15 protein-coding genes are annotated in these 15,427 nt (G+C 65.1%); 10 read left to right on the top strand and 5 right to left on the bottom strand.

Features of this window, described 5'->3' with window-relative positions; translation table 11 throughout:
- Window positions 1–84: 84 nt before the first annotated feature.
- The 6 genes from H156_RS0113975 to H156_RS0113950 are packed head-to-tail and all read left to right on the top strand — an operon-like array spanning window position 85 to window position 7,499.
- On the top strand, window positions 85–2,250 hold the full coding sequence (locus H156_RS0113975; RefSeq protein ID WP_010960547.1) for an ABC transporter substrate-binding protein: 2,166 nt from the start codon (window positions 85–87) through the stop codon (window positions 2,248–2,250).
- Window positions 2,247–3,224: an ABC transporter permease gene (locus H156_RS0113970; RefSeq protein ID WP_017365842.1), complete on the top strand. Its 978-nt coding sequence runs from the start codon at window positions 2,247–2,249 to the stop codon at window positions 3,222–3,224. Before H156_RS0113975 ends, H156_RS0113970 begins: the two co-directional genes overlap by 4 nt.
- On the top strand, window positions 3,224–4,612 hold the full coding sequence (locus H156_RS0113965) for an ABC transporter permease (protein ID WP_017365843.1): 1,389 nt from the start codon (window positions 3,224–3,226) through the stop codon (window positions 4,610–4,612). The genes H156_RS0113970 and H156_RS0113965 overlap by 1 nt, the downstream gene beginning before the upstream one ends.
- A 12-nt stretch (window positions 4,613–4,624) precedes the next feature.
- Window positions 4,625–5,467 carry a phosphoserine phosphatase SerB gene (gene serB, locus H156_RS0113960; protein WP_017365844.1) on the top strand — a complete coding sequence of 281 codons (843 nt, stop codon included), beginning with the start codon at window positions 4,625–4,627 and terminating at the stop codon, window positions 5,465–5,467.
- Complete coding sequence (locus H156_RS0113955; RefSeq protein ID WP_017365845.1) at window positions 5,464–7,086, top strand: ABC transporter ATP-binding protein; 1,623 nt, start codon at window positions 5,464–5,466, stop codon at window positions 7,084–7,086. The genes serB and H156_RS0113955 overlap by 4 nt, the downstream gene beginning before the upstream one ends.
- A gap of 14 nt (window positions 7,087–7,100) precedes the next feature.
- A complete protein-coding gene (locus H156_RS0113950) occupies window positions 7,101–7,499 on the top strand; it encodes a YkvA family protein (RefSeq protein ID WP_017365846.1) in 399 nt (132 codons plus the stop codon).
- Between the two features lie 199 nt (window positions 7,500–7,698).
- Here the strand turns inward: H156_RS0113950 and sufT are convergent, their stop codons facing one another.
- The 4 genes from sufT to H156_RS0113930 are packed head-to-tail and all read right to left on the bottom strand — an operon-like array spanning window position 7,699 to window position 11,041.
- A complete protein-coding gene (gene sufT / locus H156_RS0113945; RefSeq protein ID WP_017365847.1) occupies window positions 7,699–8,247 on the bottom strand; it encodes a putative Fe-S cluster assembly protein SufT in 549 nt (182 codons plus the stop codon).
- Window positions 8,234–9,001 (bottom strand): SDR family NAD(P)-dependent oxidoreductase, encoded by a 768-nt coding sequence (locus H156_RS0113940; RefSeq protein ID WP_026046006.1) that lies wholly within the window; start codon window positions 8,999–9,001, stop codon window positions 8,234–8,236. Before H156_RS0113940 ends, sufT begins: the two co-directional genes overlap by 14 nt.
- A complete protein-coding gene (gene ubiG, locus H156_RS0113935) occupies window positions 8,998–9,711 on the bottom strand; it encodes a bifunctional 2-polyprenyl-6-hydroxyphenol methylase/3-demethylubiquinol 3-O-methyltransferase UbiG (RefSeq protein ID WP_017365849.1) in 714 nt (237 codons plus the stop codon). The genes H156_RS0113940 and ubiG overlap by 4 nt, the downstream gene beginning before the upstream one ends.
- Before the next feature lie 13 nt (window positions 9,712–9,724).
- Window positions 9,725–11,041, bottom strand: coding sequence for a TRZ/ATZ family hydrolase (locus H156_RS0113930; RefSeq protein WP_010960556.1), 1,317 nt, complete (start codon window positions 11,039–11,041; stop codon window positions 9,725–9,727).
- 159 nt (window positions 11,042–11,200) lie between these two features.
- On the opposite strand from H156_RS0113930, the gene H156_RS17100 reads away from it, so the two are divergent.
- From H156_RS17100 to murI, 4 genes are all read left to right on the top strand, one after another.
- Window positions 11,201–11,422, top strand: a complete 222-nt coding sequence (locus tag H156_RS17100; RefSeq protein ID WP_154656736.1) for a hypothetical protein — start codon at window positions 11,201–11,203, stop codon at window positions 11,420–11,422.
- A 334-nt stretch (window positions 11,423–11,756) separates the two neighbouring features.
- Window positions 11,757–11,948: a hypothetical protein gene (locus H156_RS17095; RefSeq protein WP_154656735.1), complete on the top strand. Its 192-nt coding sequence runs from the start codon at window positions 11,757–11,759 to the stop codon at window positions 11,946–11,948.
- Window positions 11,949–12,020: 72 nt separating this feature from the next.
- Window positions 12,021–13,085: an AI-2E family transporter gene (locus tag H156_RS0113920; protein WP_017365850.1), complete on the top strand. Its 1,065-nt coding sequence runs from the start codon at window positions 12,021–12,023 to the stop codon at window positions 13,083–13,085.
- A gap of 2 nt (window positions 13,086–13,087) precedes the next feature.
- The gene (murI, locus tag H156_RS0113915) at window positions 13,088–13,921 is read left to right on the top strand and encodes a glutamate racemase (protein WP_238536886.1); all 834 of its coding nucleotides are present in this window, start codon (window positions 13,088–13,090) and stop codon (window positions 13,919–13,921) included.
- Between the two features lie 41 nt (window positions 13,922–13,962).
- Here murI and H156_RS0113910 read toward each other — a convergent pair whose 3' ends face one another.
- Window positions 13,963–15,402, bottom strand: a complete 1,440-nt coding sequence (locus H156_RS0113910) for a TolC family outer membrane protein (protein ID WP_026046008.1) — start codon at window positions 15,400–15,402, stop codon at window positions 13,963–13,965.
- Window positions 15,403–15,427 lie beyond the last annotated feature (25 nt).

Raw genomic sequence — 15,427 nt, 5'->3', positions numbered from 1 at the left:
TGCCAAGGGTCCAAGGGCTGTCCAGCGCTATCGTGTCCGCAGGGTTCGCGTATAATTGCCCACCTTTTTCATGGGCTCGGATTAGTGAGTACCGGATCGAACCAACTCGGGCTTTACCTGACGCTGTTCGCGGCCCTGGGGCTGGCGGGCTGCGAGGGACCGCTCAACAGTCCTTACCCTGCGGCCGATGCCGAGCGCAACATCCTGTATTCCTCGTTTTCCGAACGCCCCAAGCACCTCGATCCGGCCCGCGCCTACAGTTCCGACGAGAGCCTCATCCTCGGCCAGATCTACGAGCCGCTGCTGCAGTATCACTACCTCAAGCGCCCCTATGTCCTGGAGCCGGCGACCGCCGAGGCGCTTCCGGAGATCCGCTATCTCGATGCCGGCGGCCGGGTCCTGCCGCCCGGTACGCCGGATTCGGCCATCGCCTACAGCGAGTATGACTTCCGTCTGAAACGCGGCATCCGCTTCCAGCCGCATCCGGCTTTCGCCCGCGGTGTGGGAGGCGAGTATCTTTATCATCATCTGGGCCCCGAGCAGCTGGCCCGCATCCAAACCCTGGCGGATTTCTCCGAAACCGGCACCCGCGAACTGACGGCGGAGGATTACGCCTACCAGATCAAACGCCTGCTGCATCCGGCGCTGCATTCGCCGATCGCTGAGCTGATGAAGGAGCACATCGTCGGCTTCAAGGCGTTGGGCGACACTCTGGAGCGGGATTATTTCGCGGCTCCCAAGGGGCAATTCTTCGATCTGCGGAGGTATGCCCTGGAGGGCGTCCAGGTTCCCGACCCGCACCGGCTGGTCATCCGTCTGAACGGCAAGTATCCACAGTTCCGCTTCTGGCTGGCGATGAGCTTTTTTGCCCCCATGCCCTGGGAAGCCGATGCGTTTTATGCCCAGCCGGGGTTGATCGAGAAAAACATCACGCTGGACTGGTATCCGGTGGGCTCGGGGCCCTATATGCTGGCGGAGAACAACCCCAATCGCCGCATGGTGCTGGAGCGTAATCCGTACTTTCACGAGGACCGCTACCCGGCCGAGGGCGATCCCGAAGACGCGCCGGCCGGTCTGCTGGCCGACGCGGGTAGGCTGCTGCCGTTGGTGGACCGGGTGGTCATGGTTCTGGAAAAGGAAACGATCCCTTATTGGAACAAATTCCTGCAAGGTTATTACGATTATTCCGGCATTGCTTCGGACAATTTCGACCAGGCGGTGCAGGTCGGCAGCTCGGGCAGTCCGGAGCTGACACCGGAAATGCTGGAGAAGGGCATCCGGCTGGAGACCTCGGTCGCGGCATCGGATTACTACCTCGGATTCAACCTGCGCGACCCGGTGGTCGGCGGGCTGGACGAAGCGCACTGCAAGCTGCGCCAGGCGCTCAGCATCGCCATGGATTACGAGGAATTCATCGCCATCTTCATGAACGGCCGGGGGGTGCCGGCGCAAGGCGTGCTGCCGCCGGGCATCTACGGCTACCGGGAAGGGGAGAAGGGGATCAATCCTTATGTCTACGATTGGGTGGACGGGGCGCCCCGGCGCAAAAGCATCGAAACCGCCCGCCGTCTGCTCGCGGAGGCAGGCTACCCCAACGGCGTCGATGCCGTGACCGGTAAGCCGCTGGTGCTGTACCTCGATCTTTCGACCCATGGGGCGGACGACAAGCCACTGCTGGCCTGGTACCGCAAGCAATTGGAGAAGCTCGGCGTCCAACTGGTGTTTCGTGCCACCGACTACAACCAGTTCCAGCAAAAGATGGCGGCCGGTAACGCCCAGATCTACCAGTGGGGCTGGAATGCCGATTATCCCGATCCGGAGAATTTCTTCTTTCTGCTGTACGGGCGCAATGCCAAGGTACCGAATGGCGGCGAGAATACCTCGAACTATGTGAGTGAAGAATTCGACCGCTTGTTCGAGCGGATGCGCAACCTGGACGACGGTCCGGAGCGTCTGGCGGTGATCGATGCCCTGCAGGAAAAGGTCCGGCACGATGCCCCTTGGATTTTCGGGCTGCATCCCAAGGGTTTCTCGTTGCATCATGCCTGGTACGGTAACCTCAAGCCCAACCTGATGGCCAACAACAAACTCAAGTACCTGAAGATCGACGCGCGGCAGCGCGCGGCGCGTCGCGCCGAGTGGAACCGGCCGGTCTGGTGGCCACTGCTGGCGGGGTTGGCGCTGCTGCTCGCGGCCGTCGTTCCGGCCTATCGCAGCTACCGTCACAGGCTGAGGGCCGCGGCTTTATGACGGCCTATCTCATCCGCCGCGCGTTGTACGCACTGCCGCTCCTGCTCGGTGTCAACGTTCTCACCTTCGTGCTGTTCTTCGTGGTCAACAGTCCCGATGACATGGCGCGCATGCACCTGGGTCAGAAGCACGTGACTCAGGAGGCGATCGATCTGTGGAAGCACGAACGCGGCTATGACCTGCCCAAGCTCTGGAACGCCGGGGCCGAAGGTACCGCCAAACTGACCGAAACCATTTTTTTTCAGAAATCGGTGGGACTGTTCCTGTTCCGCTTCGGACGCTCAGACAGCGGGCGCGACATCGGGGCGGACATCGCGCAGCGGGCCTGGCCTTCGCTGGCTTTCGCCGTGCCTGCTCTGATCTTCGGGCTGCTGGTCCACATCACCCTGGCGGTGGGACTGGTGTTCTTCCGCCTGACTTACCTGGAATTCTGGGGCGTCGCGTTATGCGTGGCACTGTTGTCGATTTCCTCGCTGTTCTACATCATCGGCGGCCAGTACCTCATGGGAAAGCTCCTGTTGCTGGTGCCGATTTCCGGCTATGACGGCGGCTGGAACGCCGTGAAGTTCCTGATCCTGCCGGTGATCATCAGCGTCGTGGCGGGCACCGGTTCCGGCGTGCGCTGGTACCGGACGCTGTTCCTGGAAGAGGTCGAGCGCGACTACGTCCGGACTGCCCGCGCCAAGGGGCTCTCGGAAACCCGGGCGCTGTTCACTCACGTGTTGCGCAACGCGCTGATACCTATCCTCACCGGTGTCGTGGTCATCCTGCCTTCGCTGTTCATCGGCAGCCTCATCACCGAATCGTTCTTCGCCATTCCGGGCTTGGGCAGCTACACCATCGACGCCATCGCCCAGCAGGATTTCGCCATCGTGCGCGCCATGGTGTTCCTGGGGTCGGCGCTCTATATCCTGGGATTGGTGCTGACCGATATCTCCTATACCCTTGCCGATCCGCGTGTGCGTCTGAACTGATGCTGACTCTGTTCTGGACCGACGCCCTGTTTCTGCTGCTGCTCGCCATGCTGGGCGGACTGATCTGGCACAGCCGCCGGCATGAACACCTGCGCCGGCCCTGGCGCAAAGTCGCCCGCAGCCGCAGCGCGATGGTTTCGGCGGTGATCCTGCTGGCCTATCTCTTCATCGCCGTGCTCGATTCGATCCATTTCCTGCCGCCGGACGGCGAGGGCGGCGTCCGGTACAAGACCGAGCCGGTCAGCGTACTGGACTGGTTTTTGACGCCGTTGCGGACGCGGGTGGAGAAGACCTATTCGGCACCGCTGGCGGTACAGGGCTATGCCAAGGAAAACCTGCGTCTGGCTGACGGCAGTAGCCGCTGGGATTATCCCCGCCTCGAGTTCGGCGGCGCTCATTTGAAGGACCCGGCGCGGGGCTGGCTGCGGGACGTGCTGCGGACCGGTTTCAAGGGGGCGGCCGGAGGTCTGGGCCTGGGCGTGATTCTCTGCTTCGGGACGGTGTTCTTGATCGCCAGAGTGCGGGAACTGCCGGTGTCCCTCGTGGGTGGCGAGGTGCTGTCGGGCCAGAGCGAGGTTCCCTGGCGCGCCATCCTGGGCACCGTCGTCGTGCTGTGCATCGTCGGTGGGGTCTTGGGGGAGCTGGCACTCAAATACCACGTGTTCGGTACCGACAAGGTGGGTGAGGACGTGCTCTACCAGGCGCTCAAGAGTATTCGCACCGGCATCCTGATCGGTACTCTCACCACCTTCGTGACCCTGCCGCTGTCGCTGCTCCTCGGCATTCTCGCCGGTTATTTCCGCGGCTGGGTCGACGACCTGATCCAGTACCTCTATACCACTCTGAACTCGATTCCCGGCGTCTTGCTGATCGCGGCGGTGATCCTGCTTACCCAGGTTTACATGGCCAAGCACGAGGAGGAATTCGCCAGCTTGGCCCTGCGCGCCGACCTGCGCCTGCTGTTTCTATGCCTGATCCTGGGCATCACGAGCTGGACCGGGCTGTGCCGGCTGTTGCGCGCAGAGACCCTGAAGCTGCGCGAGATGGAATACGTCCAGGCCGCGCGCGCGCTGGGGGTGCGGCAGGGGACGATCCTCCTGCGTCACATCCTGCCCAATGTGTTCCACATCGTGTTGATCTCGGTGGCGCTCGATTTCAGCTCGCTGGTGCTGGCCGAGGCCGTCCTGTCCTACGTCAATATAGGCGTCGATCCGACCACCGATTCCTGGGGCAACATGATCAACAGCGCCCGCCTGGAAATGGCCCGCGAGCCGCCGGTGTGGTGGTCTCTCACGGCGGCCTTCGTTTTCATGTTCGCCCTGGTGCTGGCGGCCAATCTGTTCGCCGACGCGGTGCGCGACGCCTTCGATCCGCGCCGTGCCGACTGAAGGAGCCTCTCGGTGTACCGAACCCTGATCCATACTGCGCGCCTTGCCGATGCCGACGCGGCAAGCATCCAGGCAGCGATTCCCGGCCGTCTCGAGCCGCGGGGTGGCCACTGGCTGCTCCGGCATGAGCGGCCGGCCGAACGCGAAACCGTCGAGGTGCTGCGGCGCTCGCTGCGCCTGGACATCAATCCGCTGCCGCCAGGCTTCGTCGGCGCTGCCGTGGGCTTGCTGGTCACCGACATGGATTCCACCCTGATCGCCATCGAGTGCATCGACGAGCTCGCCGACCGCGCCGGCCAGCGCCAGGCTGTGATGGCGATCACCGAGGCGGCGATGAACGGCAAACTGGATTTCGTCCAGGCACTGCAGCGCCGGGTTGCCCTGCTGAGGGGGCTGCCCGTCTCGGTGCTCCAAGCGGTCTACGCCGAAAAGGTCGTGCTCAACCCCGGAGCGGAGTCGCTGGTCGCCGCCTGCCGCCGGCATGGAGTCCGCATCGGCCTGGTATCGGGCGGCTTCGATTTCTTCGTCGATCGGCTGAAGGACAGGCTCGGGCTGGACTTCGCCCTCGCCAACCGGCTGGAATCGCGCGGCGGCTTCTTGACCGGGCGCATCGAAGGGCCGATCTGCGGCGGGGCGGAGAAGGCCGGCTTTCTGCTCGCTCTGTGCGGGCAGCTGGGGCTCGTTCCGCAAAACTCCATTGGCCTGGGCGATGGCGCCAACGACGCCAAACTCCTCGGTGTCGCGGGATTGGGTGTCGGTTACCGCCCAAAGCCGGCCCTGCGGGCCGTCGCCGACGCGGTGATCGAATACGCCGATCTGGCCGCCATCGCCGACTTTCTGGAAGATGCGCGATGAGCGGTCCCTTGCTACAGGTCGAGAATCTCAAGGCGGGCTTCGTCCAGGGCGGGCAGATGACCAAGGCCGTCGGCGGTGTGTCCTTCACCATCGATCGGGGTGAAACCTTTGCCCTGGTCGGCGAATCCGGTTCCGGCAAGTCGGTAACGGCGCTCTCCGTGCTGCGCCTGCTGCCGCAGAACGGCAGGATCATCGACGGCAAGGTGATCCTCAGGGGTCGTAATCTGTTCGCCCTGCCCGAGGTGTCGATGAGCTCGATCCGGGGCCGGCGCATCGGGGCCGTCTTCCAGGACCCGCAGAGCTCGCTCAATCCGGTCATGAGCATAGGCCAGCAGGTCGGCGAAGTGTTGCGACTGCACAAACGGCTCAACGGTGGTGCGCTCGAGGCACGGGTGATCGAATTGCTGGGGCTGGTCGGTCTGCCCCGGCCCGAACGGCATTTCACCGAATATCCGCACCAGCTTTCCGGCGGCATGCGCCAGCGCGTGATGATCGCCATCGCCCTGGCGGGCGAGCCGGACCTTCTGATCGCCGACGAACCGACCACGGCGCTGGACGTCACGGTACAGGCGCAGATCCTCGGGCTGCTCAAGCGCCTGCAGCGGGAGACCGGCATGGCGCTGTGGCTGATCACCCACGATCTCGGCATCGTCCACGACCTGGCAGACCGCATCGCAGTGATGCGCAACGGCCTGATCGTCGAAGAGGCCCGCCGGGACGAATTCTTCAGACAGCCCAGTCATCCTTACAGCCGCCAGTTGCTCGATGCCCTGCCCAGGCTGAGCGATTGCATCGGGCGCGAGCCGGTGGCGCAAGCGGGACGTCCCTTGCTGGAGGTCAGCGATTTCAAGGTGCACTACCCGGTCCGGAAGGGACTGTTCCGGCGTGTGGTCGATCATGTGCGGGCGGTGGACGGCGTGTCCTTCAGCCTGTGGGCGGGGGAAACTCTGGCCCTGGTGGGCGAATCCGGTTGCGGCAAGACCACGCTGGGCAAGGGCATCCTCAACCTGGTCGAGTCCTCCGGCGGCCGGGTGACATTCGACGGCGCCGACGTCACCGCCGCCCGCGGCGGGCAGCGCCGGGCGCTGTGTCGGGCCATGCAGATCGTGTTCCAGGATCCGCATGCCGCGATGAATCCGCGCATGATCGTGGGCGACATCATCGAAGAAGGAATGAAGGCAGTGATGCCAGAAATGAGTGCCGTTCAGCGCCGCAAGCGGATGGAGTTCCTGCTGGAATCGGTCGGTTTGAGCCCGGAAAGCCGGCTGCGCTATCCCCACGAATTTTCCGGCGGCCAGCGCCAGCGCATCTGCATTGCCAGAGCGCTGGCGGTCGAGCCGCGCCTCATCGTTTGCGATGAGCCGACCAGCGCGCTGGACGTTTCGGTCCAGGTGCAGATCCTGGGCTTGCTCAAGGAACTGCAGAAGAGGGAGAAGCTCGGTTTTCTGTTCATCACTCACGACCTCGGCGTCGTTGCCGATATCGCCCACCGGGTTGCCGTCATGTGCAGCGGCCGGATCGTCGAAACCGGGCCGACCGAACAGGTGTTGCTGCGGCCACAGCACCCCTACACCCGGACTTTGCTCGAGGCATTACCCGGGCTGCGGAAAGCCTCTTAGCGCGGTTCTCATCCATGTTGGCCAGCCTCAAATCCCGAGCCCGCCGTCTCAAGGCGGAAACCCTTGCGCTCTTTCTGGCCGCGCGCCATCCGGCGACTCCGTGGTACGCGAAGCTGCTGGTCGCGGGTATCGTAGCCTATGCCTTCAGCCCGATCGACCTGATCCCGGACTTCGTCCCCGTCCTCGGCTATCTGGACGACCTGGTGCTGATCCCTTTGGGCATCCTGCTGGCCCTCAGGCTCATACCGCCGCTGGTGCTGGCGGAATGCCGGGCCAAGGCGGCGGAGATGGCGGCGACCGGCCGCCCGGTGAGCCGGGCCGCCGGCTTCGTGATCGTGGGCATCTGGGTGGCGCTCGTGGTGTTGGGGCTGCTGTGGGCGTACGAGACGGTTTCGTCGCTTTCGGACCGGTGAATCGGTACGAGATTTGCGCCCCCGTTCGTGGCATCGATGGGACGGTTTCACCCGCCGTCAGCATAAGGGGGTCGCCGTGGCGGACGTTCCCTTGGATTCTGCCCGGAGAACGGCTGTCACTTGTTCCAGCGCTTTTCCTGCCAGGGCGCAGTCCTTACGGGGGGAGGAAAGGCAAGCCCGTCCGGAGTGCGCTGAACGCTCACAGCATCCCAAGCTGCAGCTTCGCGGCTTCGGACATCATGTCGCGGCCCCAGGGCGGGTCGAACACGACGCTGACTTCGACGGCGGTCACGGCGGGGAGGTTCTTCACCAGGTATTCCACGTCGCTTTGCAACACGGGCCCCATGCCGCAGCCGGGCGCGGTGAGGGTCATGACGATTTCGACCTTGAAGCCGTCCGCGCCGTCCGGGATGACGCGGCAGGCATAGACCAGCCCCAGATCGACGATGTTGACCGGAATCTCCGGGTCGTACACGGTACGCAGGACTTCCCATACGTTCTTTTCCACCGACTCGGCATCCGCGTCAGGGCTGATGCCGGGCATGACGGGCGGTTCCTTGCCCAGCGCGTCGGCATCGGCGCCGGCGATCCGGGCCATGTAGCCGCGCTCGGTGGTGACCGTGAAGTTGCCGCCCAGGGATTGGAACAGGCTGACGACCTGGCCTTGCGGCAGCACACAAGGGGTGCCGTCGGGAATCTGGACAGCATTGACATCCCGCCGCAGGACGATGTCTTCACGTCCGTACATGCTGAATTTCCTCCTCGATGACGGATGGGGTGACCGCGGCGGCAATCCGTTCGCCGTTGGCGTAGGGGCTGTCGCTGCGCATCAGGTCGACGAAACGGGCGGCGAGCGCCCCGGGTTCCGGCGCGGTTTCCGTGGGAAATGCCTTGCGCCGCAGGCGGGTGCGGATCGCGCCGGGCGTGAGCAGGTTGACCCTGAGCGTGCCGGCGCTTTCGTATTCATCCGCGAGAATCCGGGCGAAGGCTTCCAGTCCGGCCTTGGCGACGGCATAGGGTCCCCAGTAGCTGCGCCGCCGCTCGGCTTCGCTGTCACTGACGAAGACCGCGGCGGCGGCTTCCGAGCGCGTCAGCAGGGGCAACAGAGTCCGTGTCAGGCGGAACGCGCCGGTCAGGTTGACGTCGAGCGTATCGCGCCACTGGGCGTCGCCGACATCCCGCAAAGGGCCCAGGTAATCCATGTGCGCGGCGCAATGGATCAGCCCATGCAATGCGCCGAGCCGGGATTCGATCGAGCCGGCGATGGCCGACAATTCTTCGAGCGTGGCGGTGGCCAGGTCCAGCGGCGCCAGGAGTGGTTCGGAGCCGCCCTGCCGGACGATGCGGTCGTAAGTGGCTTCCAGCCGTCCGAGGGTACGGCCCAGGAGGATCACCGTGGCGCCGGCACCGGCACAGGCCTCGGCGGCGACGGCGCCGAGATCGCCCCCGGCGCCGGTGATCAAGACGGTGCGGCCGTGGAGTGCAGGGTTTGCAGGGCTCATCCGGCAGCGGCGGGTTTGCGGAACGCGGCCAGGTAATTGACGCCGATGTCGGACGTCAAGTGGAACTGGCCGGTGAGGGGGTTGTAGCCGATGCCTTCCATGCCGGCGAGGTCGAGGCCACCGTCGCGCGCCCAGCGGCTGAGCTCGGAGGGACGGATGAAGCTGGCGAAGTCATGGGTACCGCGGGGGATCATGCGCAGCAGGTACTCCGCGCCGACGATGGCCAGGAGATAGGCCTTGAGGCTGCGGTTCAGGGTCGAAAAGAACACGGTGCCGCCGGGTTTGGCCAACCGCGTGCAGGCGGCGACGACCGACGCCGGGTCCGGCACGTGCTCCAGCATTTCCATGCAGGTCACCACGTCGAATTCACCGGGCTGCGAGTCCGCCAGCGCTTCGGCGCTGATCTGCCGGTAGGCCACGGTCAGGCCGGATTCCCGGCAGTGTTCTTCTGCGGTACCCAGAAGGTCTTCGCTGAGGTCGATGCCCAAGGCGTCGGCGCCAGCCTTGGCGAGGGCTTCGGTGAGGATTCCGCCGCCGCATCCCACGTCGACCGCCTTGCGGCCGGCCAGTGGAGTGTGCGCCTGGATGAACTGCATCCGCAGGGGATTGACGGCGTGCAGGGTCTTCAGTTCGCCGTCCGGGTCCCACCAGCGGTGGGCGTGGGAGCCGAATTTCTCGATTTCGCCGATGTGGACGTTGTCGGTTGCCATGGGTCTCGACCGGTCAGGAATGATGGATCAGTTTGTCGCGCCAGATCAGGGTCTTTTCGCGGATTTCCGTGGCATCCAGTGTCAGCAGCTCGCGCTTTTTCAGCAGTTGACGCCCTGCCACCCAGACGTCGGTGACCTGCTGGCGGCCAGCCGCATAGACCAGGTCGGACACCGGGTTGTAGATCGGCAGCGATTCGATGTGCTCCAGCCCGATGGCGACCACGTCGGCGGATTTGCCGACTACAAGCGAGCCGGTTTCCGCTCCCAGTCCCAAGGCCGCCGCGCCGTTCAGGGTCGCCATCCGCAGCGCCTGGTGGGCGGGGAGGGCGGCGGCGTCGTTGGCTACCGCCTTGGCCAGCAGGGCCGCGGTGCGGGTTTCACCGAGCAGGTCCAGGTCGTTGTTGCTGGCCGCGCCATCGGTGCCGAGCGCGACGTTGACGCCCGCCGCCAGCAGCTTGACGGCGGGGCAGAAGCCGCTGGCCAGTTTCAGGTTGGATTCGGGGCAGTGCACCACGCTGGCGCCGGTTTCGGCCAGGCGTGCGATCTCGCCGTCTTCCAGTTGTGTCATGTGAACGCCGATCAGGTGCGGTCCGACCAGGCCGAGCTGGTCCAGGCGTTTGAGCGGACGCATGCCGTACTGCCGTCCGCTCCGGTGGATTTCGTCGGCGGTCTCGTGGAGATGGATGTGCACGGGGCAGTCCAGCTCTTCCGACCAGGTGCGGATGCGGACCAGCGGCTCGTCGCTCACGGTGTAGGGTGCGTGCGGTGCGAATACCGTGGCGATCAGCGGTTCGTGGCGGTAGTCGTCGCGGAGGGCCAGGCCTTTGCGGAGATAGTCATCCGCGTCGGTGGCCCAGGCGGTGGGGAAGTCCACCACGATCATGCCCACCGCCGCCCGCATGCCGGCCCGCACCGCTTCGCGCGCCACCACTTCGGGAAAGAAGTACATGTCGTTGAAGCAGGTGACGCCGCCCCGGATCATTTCCGCCATGGCCAGCTGCACGCCGTCGCGGACGAATGCTTCGCCGATCCATTTCTGCTCCAGCGGCCAGATGTGTTCCTGCAGCCACTGCATCAGCGGCAGGTCGTCGGCGACGCCGCGCAGCAGCGTCATGGCGGCATGGGTGTGGGCGTTGACCAGGCCGGGGATCAGGGCGTGGTGCTCCAGCCGTTCGATCCGCCGCGGCTGGTATCTGACCAGCGCTTCGGTGGTGGGGAGGAGGTCGGTGATGCGGCCGCGGTCGATGGCCAGGGCATGGTGTTCGAGCGTCACCCCGTCGGGCTCGACCGGGATGATCCAGCGCGCGGTGATCAAAGTGTCGATAATCATCGGATAATTCTGACCATTTCGCTTGGCTTTGTCACGTCGTATCGCCGGCGGAGTGGCGTGCCGCCAAGGCGTGGGGAGACGTCAGTGGCTCACGGCGTGAGCGTAAATATGCCGCGGGGCGCTAAAATGGGAAGGTTTTTTCGGTTCGACGGTCGTTCCATGACGAAAACCCGTAAGCGGGCGGGGACCTGCGGTGCAGGCGCCGATCGTTCCGGTCATCGCCGCGAAGATCCGTGCGCACCCGGGCTCGTTTCGGCGGGGCAGGACGTGGCCTGGCAGGTGCCGCCGCAGCGGGTGCTGGAGCGGATGCAGGCATTCGGCGAGAGGCCGCAACAGCGTCGCTATGATCCGGTGGAAGGGCTTCCGGGTTTGGGGGGCTGATGCCGGAAAGCTCGAACGGGCGAACGGCATTTCCCTCGTCGGCCGGTCGGTACTGGTGACGGCGGGCGCCGACACGGGATTTTTGAACGCGCCGTTTGCCATCGCCGATGCGGGCGACGAGATCATCCTGCCGAGTTCCTGCTGTTTCAACCAGAGAAATGGCCGTGCTCGAGGTTCGGGACACCAACCTGATCCGCGCGCCGCTGGTTTGCCGACACGCGGCGGTCGGGGTCTTGGAAACCGACTCGGCCCACTGCCGGGAAAAGCCGGCGGCGACTGCCCGGGTGCTGCTTATCGTGCCCGACGCGCGTCCGGACCGGGGGAATGCTGCCATGTGCGGGATGCCCGAGGCGCTTTCCACGTCCTCGTCCGTGTCGAAGGGGGCGGCGATGCCTCGGCTCTGGCCGGACGGCCGAACCGCGAATTCGGCGCGGCGGTGATCCCCGGAACCGTCTTCGGCCTCGATGGCGGATGTTGCCGCCGGCTCGCCCACGGCGCGCTCGGACCCACGACCGCGGAGGAATGAATAGGCCGCCTGGTGCACGGCCTGCGGACGATCATGGACGGTCGATGACAATACATAATAAATCTGACCACGATGAGTGCTTCCCATTTCCTGACGATCATCAAACCGGCCAGTCTGGCGGTGCTGCTGCTCCTGGCGGCGGGCTTTTGGGTGCTTCACGGTTTCATCATGCCCATCGCCTGGGCGGTGGTGCTGGCTTTTACCGTCTGGCCGTGGTACGAGCATGTATACCAGAGGGCGCCTTGCTGGATGCGCGGGGGCTGGCTGCCGCTGGCCATGACCCTGCTGATGATGGTCTTGCTGATGGTACCTGCGACCTTCGGTGTCTTGGTGCTCGGCCATGAGGTGCAGATGCTCCACCGGCTGCTGATCAAGGTGCAGAGTTCCGGCATCGGTGCGCCGGACTGGCTGATTCAGTTACCCTGGGTCGGAGGTTGGATAAAGGAAACCTGGAGCGAGACTTTCGGCAACCCGGAAACGATCAAGAATGCGCTCAACGCGCTGGGGATGGGTACGGTGTTCAGCTATACCCGCGATCTGGCGGCGCAGGTGTTGCACCGCTTCATGTCCGGCTTCGTCACGCTGCTCGCGCTGTTTTTCATATTCCGCGACGGACACGGGCTGGGGCGGCAGATCCTCGACCGGTCCGTGAGGCTGTTCGGTTCCGCCGGCGCCCGCTATGCACGGCACGCCGTCACCGCGGTGCGTGGTACGGTCAACGGCATGCTGTTGGTCGGGATTGGCAAGGGGGTCGTGCTGGGCCTCGGCTACTGGGCGGTCGGTCTGAGCCAGCCGGTCCTGCTCGGCACGCTGACGGCGGTCGTCGCGTTGGTGCCTTTCGCCGCCAAGCTGGTGTTCGGCGCCGCCTCGATCTACCTGATCGTGCAAGGCCACGCCGTGGCCGGCATCGTGCTAGTGGTGTATGGCTTCATCATCACCCTCATCGCGGACAACTACGTGCGTCCGACGCTGATCGGCGGTGCCGCCAACATTCCCTTCCTGCCCACCCTGCTGGGCATCTTCGGCGGCGTCGAGGCCATGGGGTTCGTCGGCCTGTTCATTGGACCGACCGTGATGGCCATCCTCATTTCACTGTGGCGCGACTGGAACGACGAGACGCGCCTGCCATCGGCCTGACTGTGAAGCGTGTCCCAGGCTTGACCGGCAACGAGCATCCCATCGGTGTCTTCGACTCGGGCGTGGGCGGACTCTCCGTCCTGCGGGAAATACGTGCCGTCCTTCCGCATGAAAACTTGCTGTATGTCGCCGATTCGGGCCATTTGCCCTACGGCAACAAGCCTGCGGAATACATCGAGCAGCGGGCGCTGACGGTCGGACGTTTTCTGTTGAGCCGCGGCGCGAAAGCCATCGTCGTGGCCTGCAACACCGCCACGGCGGCGGCGATCACGGTAATGCGTGCGGAATTCCGCGTCCCCGTCATCGGCATGGAGCCCGGTCTCAAGCCTGCGGTCGCGTTGTCGAAATCGCTCGTCGTCGGCGTGCTGGCGACCGAGGGTACTTTGAAGAGCGCCAAGTTCCGCGACCTGGTGGGGCGTACCACCGAAAAGGTGGAAGTGATCGCCCAGGCGTGTCCCGGCTGGGTCGAGCAGGTGGAGCTTGGAGACCTGGGAAGTCCGGCGACGCGCGACCTCGTCCGCCGTTACACCGAGCCGGCATTGGAACGCGGGGCCGATACCCTGGTGTTGGGCTGCACCCACTATCCCTTCCTGGCCGGCCTCATCGCCGACGTCGCCGGGCCCGATGTGCATATCGTCGAAACCGGTTCTGCGGTGGCGCGCCATCTCAGGCGTCGTCTCGAAGCCGATGGGCTGCTGACACGGCGGATGGCGCCGGGTGTGGAACTGTTCTGGAGCAGTGGTCCGGCGGAGGTCACGGGTCGTTCCCTGGCGGTATTGTGGCCAGGCGTGCATCGGGTGCAGCCGCTGCCGGCCGGTTTCGCCGCCGGGGATTAGAGCGGCGCGTGTCCGGCCGCGACTCATTACGGAAGGCCTGTTCAGCGGTGAAGATTCGGAGCGCTTGACGCCGGGGTGCCTCGGCCGGCCTTGCGGACCCGCCCGGGTCCCGGTTGCATGGGCGCGGCTCCGGTCCCGTCCTTCGCCGGCGCTGCGGGCGGGGCCTGTAGCCAGCCGTTGATCCGGTCCAGGTCCTCGCGCTGCATCACGCTGGCGGCTTCCTTCAGCGCGACGCTGTTGACGATGTAGTCGCGCAGGGCCAGGGCGAAGTCGCGTTTGTTCTGGTAATACTGGCGCTGTACGAACAGCACGTCCGTCATGGTGCGGGTGCCGACCTCCATGCCGGCGATGGCGGCCTCCAGTGCGCTTTCCGACGATTTGATCGCGGTTTTGAAGGCCTTGGCCTGGCCGATGGCGGAGCGGATGGCCCGATAGGCGTTCTTCACCCTGGTGCGTACCGCGCGGCGCTCCTGGTCCAGCTGCTGGATGGCGGCTTCGAAGCCGAAGCGCGCCTGCCGGACCCGGGAATTGACCCCGCCGCCCGCGAACAGCGGCACGTTGATCTGCATGCCCACGTCCTGCTGCTGGTAGCGGTTGGGGCGGGGTGGTCGGTCATTGTCATAGAACTGGGCATCGGCGATCAGGTTGATCGAAGGATAGTGCCCGGCGAACTGCACCTCGATTTCCTGTTTGGCCCGGTCTGCCCGGTTGGTCGCGGCGATGATGGTCAGCGCACTCTGCTGGGCGGTGTCGTTCCAGCGCTCGATGTCGTCCGGCATTGGATCTTCCAACGGCACTTCGAGCTTCAGGGGTTCCAGGTCGCCCGGATCGTCACCCACGATCTGGCGCAGATACTCCCGGGCGTTGTTCAGCTCGTTTTCGGCGATGATGACGCCCGCCCGCGCCCTGTCCGCCGCCGCCTGCGCCTCGTTCACGTCGGTCACCGCCGACAGGCCGACCTCGAAGCGGGCATTGGCCTGCTCCAGCTCCCGATTGATCGACTCCAGTTCGGCCCTGGCGAAGTCCAGCGATGCTTCCTTGTACAGGACCTCGAAATAGGTCTGGGTCACCCGTAGCATCACGTTCTGCAGTTCCGCCGCGTAGAGGGCCTCGGCTTCGGCCACCGCATTGTCGGCCTGGGCCAGCCGCACCCACAGGTCGTGCTGGTAGATAGGCTGCACCAGCTGCACGATGCCGGTCGCCAGCCAGAAACCGACGTTCTTTTTGGCGTTGAACACGAGGATGGGCGAGTCACCGGTCTGGACCATCTGTCGGGTCAGTCCGGTGGTGGCGGACACCGTCGGCAGCAGCCGGGCCACGGCCTGCGGTTTGTTCTCGAGCGCCGCGTCGCGCTGGGCCTGCGCCGCATGCAGACGGGGATCGTATTGCAGGGCGAGATCGAATACGCCGAGCAGATCGACGGCGGAAGCGGCCGGAGCCGACAGTGACAGCAATAAAGCGGCAAACGCGGGCTTATTCATGCAGCGTGAGTAAAGGCGACGGGAG

This window comes from Methylococcus capsulatus str. Texas = ATCC 19069, assembly GCF_000424685.1.
In the GTDB taxonomy this organism is placed as follows: Bacteria; Pseudomonadota; Gammaproteobacteria; order Methylococcales; family Methylococcaceae; genus Methylococcus; species Methylococcus capsulatus.
The sequence above is the reverse complement of the archived record's forward strand: the minus strand, read 5'-3'. Positions and strand labels throughout refer to the sequence as shown.